This window comes from Salinimonas lutimaris, assembly GCF_005222225.1.
Lineage (GTDB): Bacteria > Pseudomonadota > Gammaproteobacteria > Enterobacterales > Alteromonadaceae > Alteromonas > Alteromonas lutimaris.
Genome location: NZ_CP036536.1, coordinates 3,903,879 through 3,917,655 on the forward strand (window position 1 = coordinate 3,903,879; position 13,777 = coordinate 3,917,655).

At 53.9% G+C, this 13,777-nt stretch carries 14 protein-coding genes; 10 read left to right on the plus strand and 4 right to left on the minus strand.

Annotation, left to right across the window (positions count from 1 at the left end):
- Positions 1-2 precede the first annotated feature (2 nt).
- From EZV72_RS17285 to EZV72_RS17295, 3 genes are all read right to left on the minus strand, one after another.
- Positions 3-470, minus strand: coding sequence for an arsenate reductase ArsC (locus tag EZV72_RS17285; protein ID WP_137168406.1), 468 nt, complete (start codon positions 468-470; stop codon positions 3-5).
- A gap of 13 nt (positions 471-483) precedes the next feature.
- Positions 484-810 carry a metalloregulator ArsR/SmtB family transcription factor gene (locus EZV72_RS17290; protein WP_137168407.1) on the minus strand — a complete coding sequence of 109 codons (327 nt, stop codon included), beginning with the start codon at positions 808-810 and terminating at the stop codon, positions 484-486.
- A gap of 89 nt (positions 811-899) precedes the next feature.
- Complete coding sequence (locus EZV72_RS17295) at positions 900-1,787, minus strand: LysR substrate-binding domain-containing protein (RefSeq protein ID WP_137168408.1); 888 nt, start codon at positions 1,785-1,787, stop codon at positions 900-902.
- A gap of 108 nt (positions 1,788-1,895) precedes the next feature.
- Here EZV72_RS17295 and EZV72_RS17300 point away from each other — a divergent pair, with 108 nt between their 5' ends.
- The 10 genes from EZV72_RS17300 to EZV72_RS17345 all read left to right on the plus strand — a co-directional run bounded on the left by EZV72_RS17300 (position 1,896) and on the right by EZV72_RS17345 (position 13,569).
- A complete protein-coding gene (locus EZV72_RS17300; protein WP_137168409.1) occupies positions 1,896-3,071 on the plus strand; it encodes an MFS transporter in 1,176 nt (391 codons plus the stop codon).
- Positions 3,072-3,202: 131 nt separating this feature from the next.
- The gene (gene dkgB / locus EZV72_RS17305; RefSeq protein ID WP_137168808.1) at positions 3,203-4,018 is read left to right on the plus strand and encodes a 2,5-didehydrogluconate reductase DkgB; all 816 of its coding nucleotides are present in this window, start codon (positions 3,203-3,205) and stop codon (positions 4,016-4,018) included.
- Position 4,019: 1 nt separating this feature from the next.
- Positions 4,020-4,970: an alcohol dehydrogenase catalytic domain-containing protein gene (locus EZV72_RS17310; protein WP_232364458.1), complete on the plus strand. Its 951-nt coding sequence runs from the start codon at positions 4,020-4,022 to the stop codon at positions 4,968-4,970.
- Positions 4,971-5,198: 228 nt separating this feature from the next.
- Positions 5,199-6,923: an alpha-amylase family glycosyl hydrolase gene (locus EZV72_RS17315; RefSeq protein ID WP_137168410.1), complete on the plus strand. Its 1,725-nt coding sequence runs from the start codon at positions 5,199-5,201 to the stop codon at positions 6,921-6,923.
- Between the two features lie 76 nt (positions 6,924-6,999).
- Positions 7,000-7,467, plus strand: coding sequence for a Zn(2+)-responsive transcriptional regulator (zntR, locus tag EZV72_RS17320; protein WP_232364459.1), 468 nt, complete (start codon positions 7,000-7,002; stop codon positions 7,465-7,467).
- Positions 7,464-8,696 (plus strand): SO_0444 family Cu/Zn efflux transporter, encoded by a 1,233-nt coding sequence (locus tag EZV72_RS17325; RefSeq protein WP_137168411.1) that lies wholly within the window; start codon positions 7,464-7,466, stop codon positions 8,694-8,696. Before zntR ends, EZV72_RS17325 begins: the two co-directional genes overlap by 4 nt.
- 135 nt (positions 8,697-8,831) lie before the next feature.
- Positions 8,832-10,919, plus strand: coding sequence for a TonB-dependent receptor (locus EZV72_RS17330; RefSeq protein WP_137168412.1), 2,088 nt, complete (start codon positions 8,832-8,834; stop codon positions 10,917-10,919).
- Between the two features lie 37 nt (positions 10,920-10,956).
- On the plus strand, positions 10,957-12,015 hold the full coding sequence (locus EZV72_RS17335) for a sensor histidine kinase (protein ID WP_137168413.1): 1,059 nt from the start codon (positions 10,957-10,959) through the stop codon (positions 12,013-12,015).
- Positions 12,012-12,545 carry a response regulator transcription factor gene (locus EZV72_RS17340; RefSeq protein ID WP_137168414.1) on the plus strand — a complete coding sequence of 178 codons (534 nt, stop codon included), beginning with the start codon at positions 12,012-12,014 and terminating at the stop codon, positions 12,543-12,545. The genes EZV72_RS17335 and EZV72_RS17340 overlap by 4 nt, the downstream gene beginning before the upstream one ends.
- A 124-nt stretch (positions 12,546-12,669) precedes the next feature.
- The gene (locus EZV72_RS17345; RefSeq protein ID WP_137168415.1) at positions 12,670-13,569 is read left to right on the plus strand and encodes a hypothetical protein; all 900 of its coding nucleotides are present in this window, start codon (positions 12,670-12,672) and stop codon (positions 13,567-13,569) included.
- 3 nt (positions 13,570-13,572) lie between these two features.
- Here EZV72_RS17345 and EZV72_RS18500 read toward each other — a convergent pair whose 3' ends face one another.
- The gene (locus tag EZV72_RS18500) at positions 13,573-13,713 is read right to left on the minus strand and encodes a hypothetical protein (RefSeq protein WP_175405161.1); all 141 of its coding nucleotides are present in this window, start codon (positions 13,711-13,713) and stop codon (positions 13,573-13,575) included.
- Positions 13,714-13,777: the final 64 nt, after the last annotated feature.

The following is a 13,777-nucleotide window of genomic DNA, read 5'->3' on the forward strand; positions in this document are numbered from 1 at the left end:
AGCTACTGTGCGCCTAGCTCGCGCATGGCCACCCGCAGTGCATCGCCTTCCATTCCTGCTTCAGCCAGTCGTTTAAGCGCATCAGCACGCTCTTCGATGGTTGCTATCACCTGAGCAAAGGCCTCTGCCCGGGCTCCTTCGTCCTCAATTTTGGACGGGTCCTGCAGGCCCCAGTGAACCTTCAGCGTGCGCGAAAAATACAATGGGCAGGCTTCACCGGCCGCCGCATCACACACAGTCACCACCATTTGTGGCTGAAAGTTTTCAAAGTCATCCCAGCTCTGGCTTTGTAAGCCATCAGTGGCATAACCAGCTTCGGCCAGGTATTGCAGCGTCGCCGGGTGTACTTCACCGGCCGGCGCGCTACCGGCCGAACGTGCTTCTACCAGCCCGTGACAACGCTGGTTAATAATGGCTTCGCTTAAAATGCTGCGACACCGGTTGTGGGTACAAATAAACAGGATTTTCATAACAGCCTCATACTTAACAGGTAGCACAAGAGGCAGCAGCCAGATTGCTCTGCGCCTCGGTAAGATAGTCAGGATTGTTGTCGTGGGTCAGCGTAAGCACCTGCCGGGCCCAGTCAGGCAGGGCCGGATGCAGCTGGTAATACACCCATTTTCCCCGCCGTTCGCCCAGCACCAGATCGCATTTGCGCAAATCGGCCAGGTGGCGGGAAATTTTGGGCTGACTAAGTTGTAGGGCATCGGTGAAGTCACAGACACACAGTTCGCTGTGGCTGACCAGCAGCAAGAGAGCTTTCAGCCTGGTGTCGTCGGCCAGGCATTTATAAAACGCGAGTGGTGACATAAATCCTCAGATATGAAATTTCACATATATGGATTATCATATCTGAGAGTATGGACAGTGTCTACCCTGCCTGATTAGTTCAAGCTCAGTTACAGCTTCAGGCGTGGCTGAATAAAATCAAGAAACGCCATAATCCGCGACGATACGGCACTATTTCTGTAGTACACGGCATTGACTGCCTCTCGCCGGTTAGGGCTGTTTACCGCACCGGGCAGCACCTCTACCAGCCTGCCACTGTCAATATCGGCCCTGCACATAAAGTTGGATAACAGAGCGATCCCCTGCCCGGCAACCGCCAGCTGACGCACTGTTTCACCACTGCTGGCGGTGATTGCAAAATGCAGTTTTGCTGGTGTTCCCAGCGGCCAGTGGTTCAGCTTTGGCGCATCGGTAAACCCAATCAGGCGATGATGCTGCAAGGCGTTGATGTCAGGCAGTTCGGGGGCGCGTTCCAGATAGTCCGGGGCGGCTACCAGATGCAGTTTGCTGCGCCCCAGCGTGCGCGCATGCAGGTTGGAGTCTTCCATATCGCCGATACGAATAGCGATATCCGTTTTGTACTCCAGCAGGTCAATGATGCTGTCGTGCGAGGTTAAATCCAGCGTAATATCCGGGTAGGCCTGGGTAAACTGGCTGATGTGCTCAGTGAGCTGATGAAATACAAACGGACTGGCCGCATCAATGCGCAGCCGTCCTGCCGGCCGGTTTTTCAGCAGCCTGAGCGCTTCTTCGCCTTTTTCCAGCGTGTTAAGCCCTTCGCGGGCATACTGAATGAATAACTGCCCTTCCTCGGTCAGTTCCAGCCGGCGGGTAGTGCGGTTCAGTAATGTACAGTTTAAGGCGGCCTCCAGCCTTGACACAGACCGTGACACCCGGGCGACCTGATAGTCCATTAAGTTGGCCGCCGCAGAAAAGCTTCCGGTATCCACCACGCTGATAAACGCTTCCAGATCTTCGGTTTTCGCCAGCACACTCATTCGCTTTACCTTTTCTTTTTCGACAAAAGTATTTTGTCACTATTGCTGTTTTTAGCAACGATAACTGTGGGCATTATTCGCGCATCAACTTCGATGAGGAAATTTGTTATGCCTATTGCGTTATTTGCACTAACGCTCAGTGCCTTTGCCATCGGCACCACTGAGTTTGTTATTGTAGGACTTGTTCCTACTATTGCTACTGATCTGGGCGTATCCCTGCCCTCGGCCGGCTTACTGGTAAGCCTGTATGCGGTTGGAGTTGCGGTGGGCGCGCCGGTACTGACCGCCCTGACCGGCCGCTGGAATCGCAAACATGTTCTGTTAACTCTGATGACCCTGTTTGTGGCTGGTAACCTGCTGGCCTGGCAGGCTCCTGGCTATGAAAGCCTGATTGTTGCCCGTCTGCTGACCGGCCTGGCTCACGGTGTGTTCTTTTCTATTGGCTCTACCATTGCCACTGGCCTGGTTGCCAAAGAAAAAGAAGCCAGTGCCATTGCCATTATGTTTACCGGTCTGACCGTTGCGCTGGTAACCGGCGTACCGCTGGGCACCTGGATTGGTCAGAACTTTGGCTGGCGTGCCACGTTTGTGGTGGTATCAGGTTTAGGTCTGCTGGCGCTAATCGGTAGTGCACTGCTGGTGCCATCTAACCTTAAACAGGCCAAGCCATCGACGTTATCTGAACAGCTGCAGGTATTGGTACAACCCCGTTTACTACTGGTTTATCTGATGACGGCACTGGGTTACGGCGGCACCTTTACCGCGTTTACCTATCTGGCGCCGATTCTGGAAAATGAAACCGGCTTTGCCACCTCGGTTACCGCACTGATCATGCTGGTTTACGGTGTCTCCGTAGCCGTGGGGAATATCTGGGGCGGTAAGCTGGCCGATAAACACGGTCCTATCAAAGCGCTGACGATTATTTTCAGTGGATTAACCCTGATACTGCTGGCCTTTACATTCACCATGAGCATCAAGATTGCCGCGGTTATTACGGTACTGGTATGGGGCGCCTTCGCCTTTGGCAATGTGCCCGGTTTGCAGGTGTATGTGGTACAGCTGGCTGAAAAGTACACCCCGAACGCCGTGGACGTAGCCTCTGGCCTGAACATCGCTGCCTTTAACATTGGTATTACGGTGGGCTCAGTGATTGGTGGCTTTGTGGTTGAGGACATGTCACTACAGGACACCGCCTGGATTGGTGCGGGTATTGCCCTGCTGGCACTGGCTGCCACCCGCTACTCCGGTGCTCTGGACAAGCGGTCGGAAGCGGCTATTGCCTAAGCAATTATACAGCCTGGCTGAGCGCGTAGCTGAACGGCAAAAGCCGGCCAGTTACCGCACAGTACTTGGCTATTTTTAATTTGTAACCACGTTTGTGCACAGACACAACTGAATACATGAAGGAATTGATGATGACTCCACAACAGACAATGCCACAACTTGGTATGGGTACGTTTCGCCTGGAAGGTGATGTTGCATATGACTCAGTGAAAATGGCACTGGAAGAAGGTTACCGTCATATCGATACCGCGCAGATCTATGGCAACGAAGCCGAAGTCGGCCAGGCGATTGCCGATAGCGGGATTGCCCGCGCAGAACTGTTTGTCACCACAAAGGTATGGAACGACAAACTGAACAACGCGGCGCTGCTGGACAGCGTCAAAGAAAGCCTGCAAAAGCTGCAACTGGACTATGTTGATCTACTGCTGGTGCACTGGCCGTCACCGGCCAACGGTGAACCAATGCAGGAATACCTGAGTGAGATGGCCAACGTCAAGACTCAGGGCCTGACCCGCGAAATTGGTGTATCTAACTTTACTGTTGCCCAGTTAAAAGAAGCGATCGATATTCTGGGCGCATCAGAAATCTTTACCAATCAGGTTGAGGTGCATCCGTACTTGACTAACACCACTTTGCGTCAGTTTGCCGCAGAACAGGGTATTCATATTACCGGTTACATGCCGTTTGCCGTGGGCAAAGTATTAAAAGATGAGACTATCCGCGCCATTGCAAAAGATAAGGGTGTAAGCGCCGCTGAGGTAGTGATTGCCTGGGAGCTGGCCCACGGTATGGCCACGATCCCTTCATCAACCAAGCGTAAAAACCTGCAAACCAACTTAAACGGCGCCAACATCAGCCTGACCGATGATGAGATTGCCCGCATTGATGCCCTTAACTGTGGGGATCGTCAGGCGGCGCCTGATTTTTCTCCAGAATGGGATGTGTAATATGCAACAGCAAACTATGCAGGCCTGGCAATTTGCCGGGGCTGACCAGCCTCTGACGCTTGGCAACATCACGTTGCCGGCGCTGGCTGATGACGAAATTCTGATCGACAACCAGGCCAGCGGTATTAACCCGGTCGACTGGAAGTTTATTGAAGGCAACCCGCTCGACTGGCCTGTTGGCCAGATTCCGGGAGTGGATGGCGCCGGTATTGTGGTGGGCGTAGGTAGTGGGGTTGACAGCAGCATGGCCGGACGCCGGGTGGCTTATCACAATAGCCTGCAGCTGGACGGCAGCTACGCCACCTACACGGTACTTAAAGCCAACCGGGTCATGCAGTTGCCTGATGCGCTGCCATTTGATCTGGCGGCGGCCCTGCCCTGCCCGATGCTGACTGCCTGGCAGGCAGTAAGTAAAATTCCGGTTAGCCGGGGCGCGCTGGTCCTGGTGGCCGGCTTGGGCTCGGTTAACAAGCTGTCTGTTCAGCTGTTAAACAAAGCCGGCTTTGAGGTTCATGCATTATCAGGCAGCCTGAATCAGGATGAAGCCTGCGCCCTGGGCATTACCGAGGTCCATCGCTTCACCGACAATCTGCCACAGCAATATTACGGCGTGATTGACGCCGTAGGACCTGAGCATGCAGCAGGGCTGGTGCCGCTGCTTAAAGCCAATGGTCATATTGTGTGTGTGCAGGGCCGTATTGAACAGCCTGTTGATGAGGCCTTTACCCGCACCATTTCTTATCATGAAGTGGCGCTGGGCGCGCTGCATCAGTATGGCGACAGCGATGACTGGACCACCCTGATGCAAGAAGGTGAAGCCCTGTTAGGGGAAGTAATCAGCGAACAGCTCACTGTAGAGTCGCCGGCGGTCTACGCGTTCAGTAAAATGAACGAGGCGTTAAAACACAGCAAGCAAACTAAGGAAAAAACCGTCATCGGCAAAGCGGTTTAGCTTCCTTCTCACACTGCCTTAATGAACCGTGTTCATGACCGGCAGTGTGTAATTTCTTCTACATTTTAATGCCATTCTTCTCACCCGGATTTTACCTGCCGGCAGTATCTGCCCGCCACCCCTTGTAATACGTGACATCGCTACCGGGCATCGTCTTTGCTATCTGCCTATACCCTGCCTGGATGAATGAATCATCACAGCATTTCACAGGGTTAGGAGAAACAACACATGGCAGCATTTAATGGCATTCTGGGTACCTGTGCACTGGATGAAGGATTTCAGTTTGCAGTTTGGGCCCCTAACGCTAAGTCGGTAGCTCTGACCGGCGATTTTAATCAGTGGCAACCTGAGTCAATGACCCTCGCAGAGGGCGGTATCTGGTGGTGTGTGTGCAAACAGGCCACCAACACTCAGCAATACAAATTTGTTATCGGAACTGCGAGTGGCGAGACGCTGGAAAAAAACGATCCCCGGGCACGCCGACTGACCAATTCGGTGGGCAACAGTATTATTTATCAGGATGATTTCGACTGGCAGGTGAATGATTATACGCTGCCAGCCCCTGAGCAACGGGTTATTTACGAGATGCACATTGGCACGTTTGCCCGTAGTGATGCCGAACAGCACGGTACCTTTGATGATGCCATTGGTCGCCTGGACGACCTTAAAGCGCTGGGCATCAATGTGGTGGAGGTGATGCCGGTGTTTGAGTTTGCCGGTGATATCAGCTGGGGCTATAACCCGGCGCACCCGTTTGCCGTAGAAGAAGCCTACGGCGGCCCGAACGGACTTAAGCGGTTTATTGATGCAGCCCACCAGCGCGGTATCGGGGTAATTATGGATGTGGTGTACAACCACTTCGGGCCCGGCGATCTGGACCTGTGGCAGTTTGATGGCTGGCATGAAAACGATAAGGGCGGCATTTATTTTTATAATGATGAGCGCAGTAACACCCCCTGGGGTGATACCCGGCCCGATTATGGACGTCAGGAAGTGCGCGATTATCTGCGCGACAACGCCCTGATGTGGCTTAGTGAATTTAAAGCCGATGGGCTTCGCATGGATATGGTGCCTTATATGCGTACTGTGTCGGCAGTGGATGATGGCAGCGATACCATTGATGAAGCCTACACCTTGCTGCAGGCCATTAACGGCCAGATCCGCAGTGACTTTCCGCAGGCCATGATCATCGCCGAAGACATGCATCAGCATGATTTCATTACTGCCTCGCCCAATGACAATGGCTGTGGTTTTACCGCGCAGTGGGATGCGGCTTTTGTGCATCCGGTGCGTGAGTTGCTGGAGCAAAGTGATGATGCCCACATTGATACCCAGACCCTGATCAACGCCCTGGAGCACCAGTACAATGGCTGTGCACTGACCCGCGTTATTTATACCGAAAGCCATGATGAAGTGGCCAACGGCAAAGCGCGGCTGGTAGAAGAAGTGGCGCCGGGCAATGTAGATGAAGACTATTTTGCCCGTAACAAGGCCATGCTGGCTGCGGCTTTGGTACTCAGTGCCCGGGGCCTGCCGATGTTATTTCAGGGTCAGGCACTAATGCAGCCCGGCTGGTTTACCGACACCGACCCGCTGGACTGGTCGCGTAAGGAAACGTTCAGTGATTTTTATACCGCTTTCAGTCAGCTGGTGGCCCTGCGTACCAATGCCGGTGACAATGCAGCCGGTCTGACCGGCGATGGCTTTAGTGTGTTTCATCACGACAGCAAAAACCGGGTCATCGGCTACCTGCGTCACAATGATGAGCATCATCAGGATATCCGGGTCATCATGAATTTATCCGGAACCTCGCTGGAAGACTATACCGTGGAAGGCTTACCTGAGAATCCGACATGTCTGTTTGCGTGGCAGGACGGGCTGACTGACACTGCTAACATCAGCCTTGAAAATCCGCTGTCCCTGCCTGCCTATACCATCATGGTAATCGCTTAATGCCATTAGCCCGGCACCGGTTGCCGGGCTACACTCGCCCCATCTGATATTCATTGAGTCAGGATACTATTTATGCTTGACTCTGGAGTTAACTCCAGAGTTTATACTTGGCAGCATGATGAAAGAATCAGCACATTTAAAAATTGGTGAACTGGCCACCCGGGCTGGTGTGTCGGTAGACACCATCCGCTTTTATGAAAGCAAGGGGCTGCTCAATGCGACCCGGCGTTCGGCCAGTGGCTACCGGTTATTTAGCGAAGAAGATCTGACCCGGCTGAGTTTTATTCAGCGCGCCAAGCAGGTGGGCTTTACCCTTGAGGAGATTGCCGAACTGCTGGATTTGAAAACCCATCCGGATGATCACACCTGCGAGGAAGTGAAAGCCCGCACCCAGGTGAAAATTGACAAGGTCAGCCAGAAGCTGGCTGAACTGCAACGTATTCACCGTTCACTGATTGAGTTGCACGCAGCATGTAGCGGCGGGCCAGAAAGTGCCGGCCACTGCTCTATTCTTCAACTGCTGGAGTCAGACAAACCGTTATGAATGACCTGATGTTGTTACTGGAAAATTTTCTCGCCCTGTTTTTAGAATCAGCGCCCTGGCTGTTGCTGGGCTTACTGGTCGCCGCGGTCATGCATGAACTGGTGCCGGTGAGCCTGTTGCAACGCCATATGGGCAGCAATAGTGTGAGTGCTATCAGCAAAGCTGCGGTAATTGGTGCGCCCCTGCCGTTATGCTCCTGCGGGGTTATTCCTGCAGCGGTTGGCCTGCGCCGTAGCGGTGCGTCTAAGCCTGCTACAGTGTCGTTTCTGGTCTCTACACCGGAAACCGGCGTAGACTCGGTCTCTGTGTCCTACGCCTTGCTGGGTCCGCTGTACGCCATAGTACGCCCGGTTGCAGCCATTTTCAGTGCGCTGTATGCCGGAATCATGGTGAAGCTATTCACCCGTGAAGATGGGCCTGCGACTCAGCCTACGCCCGCTGATGCCGAGGTTCAGGCTAGTTGCCATAGTGAGATGGCAAAGGCAGAAGCAGCCTCGCAGCAGGTGACCTCCTGTTGCAGTGAAACACCTGCTCCTGCGCCAGCGAAAGACAGCTGCTGCAGCGAGCCTGCACCACAGACACAAGCATCCTGTTGTGGTTCCAAAGAACAGGAGCACAGTCACGAGACGGCTGCCAAACCCGGAAAAATAGCGGCCATGTGGAAGTTTGCCTCCGGCCAGCTGCTTGAAGATATTGCGGTATGGTTACTGGTAGGTCTGGCGCTGGCGGCAGCCATTCAGACCTGGGTGCCCACAGACTTTTTAACCCAGTGGGGGGATGGCCTGATGGCAATGCTGGTGATGGCGTTTATCGGTGTACCTATGTATATCTGTGCCACGGCTTCTACGCCGATTGCCGTCGGGTTTCTGGCTGCGGGCCTCTCCCCCGGTGCAGTGCTGGTGTTTTTGCTGGCCGGCCCGGCTACCAATGTGTCTACCATGGGCATGATCATGCAGGAAATGGGTAAACGCACCCTTGCCCTGTATGTGTTTAGCGTAACTTCCGCCGCGATTAGCCTGGGGTATTTGCTGAACTGGGCGGTAGATGCGTTTGGCTGGCAGTCACTGATTATCACTGCCGGTGGTCAGCACCTGCATGGCGGCACCACAGAAGCCATTTACGCGTTGTGTGCAGTGATTCTGGGCGCCCTGATAATTCGTATTGGCTGGCAAAAGCTCAGTGCCAGACTAAGCAGCGGCCAGACAGCATCCGGCAGCTGTTGCAGCTAGCGGCCTGACCCGCTCTGATCATAGCCAACTACCGGCCCCCTTACCTCAAACCACCAGCGTGCGACAATTTGTCGCATTCTGGTTTATTGGTTAAAACCCTACACTACACGCGATTTTGCTCAACGGATTATTTGCGTGTCTTTACCTCTTCCATATTCTATTGCATTTGTTTGTTTGTCTGTTGCCACCGCTTTAAGCGCCCCGGTGTTCGCACAGGAACTGGAAACCATCGAAATTACCGGTCATCACTCTCAGCTGCACCTGACTGGTGAGCTGAAAGACCAGCTGGCACAACACAATATAAACAGCGCCGGAGGCGGCGGCTTGTCAGCCCTGCCGGTGTTAAACGGCATGATGGGCGATCGTATCCAGGTACTGGCTGACGGCGTGCCGGTTACTGCCGCCTGTGGTAATCAGATGAACCCACCATTGTCTTACATTGCCGCTACCCAGGTCAGTCAGATACAGGTCATGCCGGCGGTCTCTAAAGTCAGTGAGGGAGGTGACAATATTGCCGGTGTGGTCAGTATCGATACGCAGGCACCAGCATTTACTACTAACGATACGTTAAGCTGGGGCGGCGGCAGTGCCGGTTTTCAGTACCGCAGCGTGAACCATGCGCAGGTCTATCATCTTAATGGACAGGCAGCCAGCAAACACTGGTTTGCAGGCTATAGCGGGAATATTGAAAAAGCCGACAGTTACGATAATGGCGATGGCGAACGGGTGCTGGATACCTTGTATAAAGCTGAAAATCACGCACTAACGCTCGGCTATCAGGACGCAGATCGCCTGGCTACCGTTAAGTATTCTCACCAGTCGGTGCCTTATCAGGGGTTTCCCGGCCAGTACATGGATATGGTGGATAATCGCACCAACGCTATTACGGCAGATTATCAGCAGCAGTTTGACAGCGTGACCTTCAACGGACTGCTTAGCCTGCGTAACGTAAAACATGAAATGGGCTTTTTTACCGACGAGAAGCCTGGCGCCATGCCGATGCTGACCGACTCTCAGGATTTGACTGCCAAACTGGCCTGGAGTCTTGCCCTTGAGGGGGAGGACACACTGAAAATTGGCCAGGAGTTTTACCTGAATAAACTCAATGACTACTGGCCAGCCGTTGCCGGGTCCATGATGATGGGTCCGGATAACTATGTGAATATTAATGACGGGCGACGTCAACGCACTGCTATTTATGCACAGTGGTCGCAGCAGCCTTCAGAAGGCTGGCACTACAGTGCCGGCATGCGGGTTGAGCAGGTCAGCACTCAGGCCGGCGAAGTTCAGCCGTACAACAGCATGAGTATGCCGGACATGATGATGGCTAATGCCGATGCGCTGGCAGCGCAGAACTTTAATGCCGCAGATCGCGACCAAAGCGATACGCTTGTTGATGTGACTCTGCTGGCCACCCGCCGTATTGACGATGAGCAAAGCCTGACGCTGGGCGTTGCCCTCAAGAACCGGGCTCCTAACCTGTACGAACGCTACACCTGGGGACAGGGCATGATGTCCAGCTCGATGATTGGCTGGTTTAACGACGGCAATGCCTATGTAGGTAATATAAACCTTAAGCCTGAAACTGCGCATACCGCCTCGGTCAGCTACCGGCTGGAACAGCGCGACCGCGCCCTGACTGTGGATGCATGGTACACCCGCGTATCAGATTATATTGATGGCCAGCCGATTGGGCAGTTTGTGCGCTCAGCGCAGCCCGATGGTGTACGTAATCAGCTGCGGTTTACCAATCTGGATGCCACGTTGATGGGCGTTACCATCAAAGGCGTTGTGCTACTGGCAGACAATAATACCGGCCGCTGGCAGCTTAGTAATAACCTGAGCTGGCAGGACGGCGAACGCAATGACACAGATGAATCCTTGTATCAGATTGTGCCCTGGCAAAACACACTGACACTGTCTCATACCTGGGATAACTGGGAGTCCAGTCTGCAGTGGCAGTGGGTGGGAGAAAAAGACGAGGTAGACCCGCGCCGGCTTGAAAACAGGACAGCCAGTTATGCGCTGCTCGGCCTGTCGACCCGATACGACTGGGCCAGCTGGTCGGTTGAACTGGCGGTCAATAATCTTACCGATAAAACCTATCAGCTGCCGCTGGCTGGTGTCAGCGTGGCCGATTTTCGCCGCGACCCGGCCAATGGTTTTGCTCAGCTTGATGGTCCGGGACGCTCATTCAATGTTGGTGTTACCTACCGCTTTTAGTAAAGTACGTTAACTCTCGTACTTTACTCCTGTACCCATGCTGCTGTTACTGTTTACGTATCTGCTGCGCCAGCGCCCGCTGAATCATGGCCTGGCCTGCCTGCTTCTGCTACTTGAAATCACCCTGCTTAACACGGTGATTGCACTTAACGGCGCGGCTACCAATCCATTTAGCATGGTACTACTGGTGCCGCTGGTTATTGGACTGATGCTGTTACCGGTCACCTGGGCACTGGCCGTGGTCATCGCCAGTATCGCCGGTCAGCTGACCCAGCTTTACCTGCCACGCCTGCATGCACATAACATGGAAATGGCCGCGCACGCCCACAGTATGATCATCGGTTTTGTGCTGACATCTGTGCTTATTGCCGCGGTCGTGGCCTACTTTCGTTTACAGCTGAGCCGCCAGAATGCTGCGCTGCATACTCTGCGCGAGCGGCAGTTACGGGATGAGCAACTGCTGGCCATCGGCACCGCGGCTGCCCAGCTTACCCACGATGCCGCCTCGCCGGTGCAAACTATTCGGCTGTTACTTGAAGAAGCGCAGGAAACCTCTGAAGCGGCGGTGTTACCTGAACTGGAAGAGCAGTTTCATCGTCTTGAACATATGCTGATACAGTGGCGTGATGTGGCAGATGATGTTCGCGAAGCCAGAACCACCCGGTTCACGCCAAAGGAGGTTGTCCGGTCACTGCGCCATATTATGGCACTGGCCCGGCCTGAGGCGCTGATACAGTGGCCGGCACAGCACCAGCAGCAGGGGTCGTGTATTATGGCAGATCGCACGTTGCTGCCTGCCCTGACCCGGATTTTACTCAATGCCTGTGAAGCAGGAAGCAAAACCGCCGATCCACAGGTTCAGGTTACCCTGATCTGTGGCGCTGACAGCTGGCAACTGACCTTTATTAATGCCGCCGACCCGGCCCATGCCAGCACACTGATGCATTTGGGCAGCCGGCTGGTCGACAGCGAGTCAGGCAGCGGCGCCGGGGCCATTCTCAGTAACGCGACCATTGAAAAGTTTGGTGGGCAGGTGCACTGGTATTACGCTAACGGATTTGTGACGACCCATATCCAGCTACCGGTGGCAGCATGAAAACTCTGCTGATTATTGATGATGATACCCGTTTGAGCACCGTGCTGGCGCGCCGCTTTACCCAAACCGGCCTATTCTGTGTGCAGTGTTTCAGCAGTGCTAGCACCGCGCTGCGATGTGATACACCAAAGGCGGATGGCATATTGTTGGACATGATGCTCGAAGATGACGAGCTGGGGCTGGACTATGTCAGTGAACTGGCCTTGCGGTTCAGCCCGCAGCACCTGATCATGATGACCGGGTATGCCAGTATTGCCACTACGGTGGCTGCATTGAAAAAAGGCGCAACCGACTATGTTGCCAAGCCGGTTGGCTTTAACGAGCTGCTGGTTATGCTGGGTGAACACCGGGTAGAGCCAGAAGCGACAAACTCCCCCCGTCCTATGACCCCGGCGCAGGCCGAGTGGGAACATATTCAGCGGGTTTTGCTGGCCCATCAGGGCAATATCTCGGCTACCGCCAAAGCGCTGGGTATGCACCGGCGTACTTTACAGCGCAAGTTACAAAAATTCTCCCCCAGCAAAGACTGATCTGGGCATTTGCTGTTACTCATCGCATTTGATGGATATTTATACTTTAGTATAAGAAACTGCCTATCTAACAGGGCCGCATCATGGACAGCAAATCGCGGCCTGACTGATAAGGACATCATTTATGGTCAGCACCTCTTACCTTGCCAACCGGTTATTTACACCGGCATTTAAACAGCTTCGGCGCACCGCCCGACGCACCCGGCTGCATAATATCATTCGTATCCTGCGCCAGTTACTGCACTTCGGGCCATGGCGCATTGTGCCTATCCGGTTGATTCGCGCCTGCAAGGGCCCGGCCATGCTGAGCCATGCGCCATCAGCCTGCGGTTTACACCTGAACCCTTATAAGGTAGCTCGCACCCTGCATGACAAGGGGGTGTATCCTGCCGGCGTGATCAGTCAGGCCACCCTGGAGCCGCTAACCCGGCTGACTAACCAGCTGCCGCCAGAAGAATATCACCAAACTCACCAGAGTCTGTCTGCGGTCAGCGCTATTGCCGGGGACCCGGCAATACAAAATGTACTGCGAACCTATTTTGGCTGCGAGCCGGTGCTTATCGAGTCTTCAATTTTTGTGACCCGCTGTGAGCAGGACCTGCCGGTTTTAGACCAGAACCACTACCACTTTGACTATGCGGGCTGGCAGTCGATGAATGTCTTTGTGTATCTGACCGATGTAACATCTGACAGCTCGTATCACATTGCTCTGGCAGGCAGCCATAACGCCATCGGTGTACGGGATATTATTAAAGGCATCATTACAGATAACGAGGCGGAGCAGCGCTTTAGCGGTCAACAAACGCCGATCACCGGGCCGGCCGGTACGCTGTTTTTTGAAAATGTGGAAGTGTTTCACAAGCGATCCCGGGGTAACGAGCGCCGGGTTATGCTGAATATGGCGTTTACCAGTCATCGTAATCTGCTGAGTTACGGAAGGGCCAGCCGGGACAAACTAAAAAGCCAGCAATCGCTTTACCGGCAACTGCTGGCTGAAGAGACCGGAAAACCGGTCGCAGGATAAACACTAGTAGCGAAGAAATACCTCGATGTACATCAGTGCGCCCACACCGGCCACAGCAAAATAAAAGTTACCATTGCCTAAAAACTGCCGGAGACGGCGAGTGCCGGACGCTGCATGACGTGACTGACTGACTTTTGTTGCCATACTGACCACCTTACAACCTGCTGATGATTTAAAAGTAGCATAGGTAAAACAGATGTTAATGCTA

Excerpts from the sequence above, each read along its gene's own strand:
- EZV72_RS17285 (WP_137168406.1), bottom strand. The coding sequence starts at position 470 with ATGAAAATCCTGTTTATTTGTACCCACAACCGGTGTCGCAGCATTTTA.
- EZV72_RS17290 (WP_137168407.1), bottom strand. The coding sequence starts at position 810 with ATGTCACCACTCGCGTTTTATAAATGCCTGGCCGACGACACCAGGCTG.
- EZV72_RS17295 (WP_137168408.1), bottom strand. The coding sequence starts at position 1,787 with ATGAGTGTGCTGGCGAAAACCGAAGATCTGGAAGCGTTTATCAGCGTG.
- EZV72_RS17300 (WP_137168409.1), top strand. The coding sequence starts at position 1,896 with ATGCCTATTGCGTTATTTGCACTAACGCTCAGTGCCTTTGCCATCGGC.
- dkgB (WP_137168808.1), top strand. The coding sequence starts at position 3,203 with ATGACTCCACAACAGACAATGCCACAACTTGGTATGGGTACGTTTCGC.
- EZV72_RS17310 (WP_232364458.1), top strand. The coding sequence starts at position 4,020 with ATGCAACAGCAAACTATGCAGGCCTGGCAATTTGCCGGGGCTGACCAG.
- EZV72_RS17315 (WP_137168410.1), top strand. The coding sequence starts at position 5,199 with ATGGCAGCATTTAATGGCATTCTGGGTACCTGTGCACTGGATGAAGGA.
- EZV72_RS17325 (WP_137168411.1), top strand. The coding sequence starts at position 7,464 with ATGAATGACCTGATGTTGTTACTGGAAAATTTTCTCGCCCTGTTTTTA.
- EZV72_RS17335 (WP_137168413.1), top strand. The coding sequence starts at position 10,957 with ATGCTGCTGTTACTGTTTACGTATCTGCTGCGCCAGCGCCCGCTGAAT.
- EZV72_RS17340 (WP_137168414.1), top strand. The coding sequence starts at position 12,012 with ATGAAAACTCTGCTGATTATTGATGATGATACCCGTTTGAGCACCGTG.
- EZV72_RS17345 (WP_137168415.1), top strand. The coding sequence starts at position 12,670 with ATGGTCAGCACCTCTTACCTTGCCAACCGGTTATTTACACCGGCATTT.
- EZV72_RS18500 (WP_175405161.1), bottom strand. The coding sequence starts at position 13,713 with ATGGCAACAAAAGTCAGTCAGTCACGTCATGCAGCGTCCGGCACTCGC.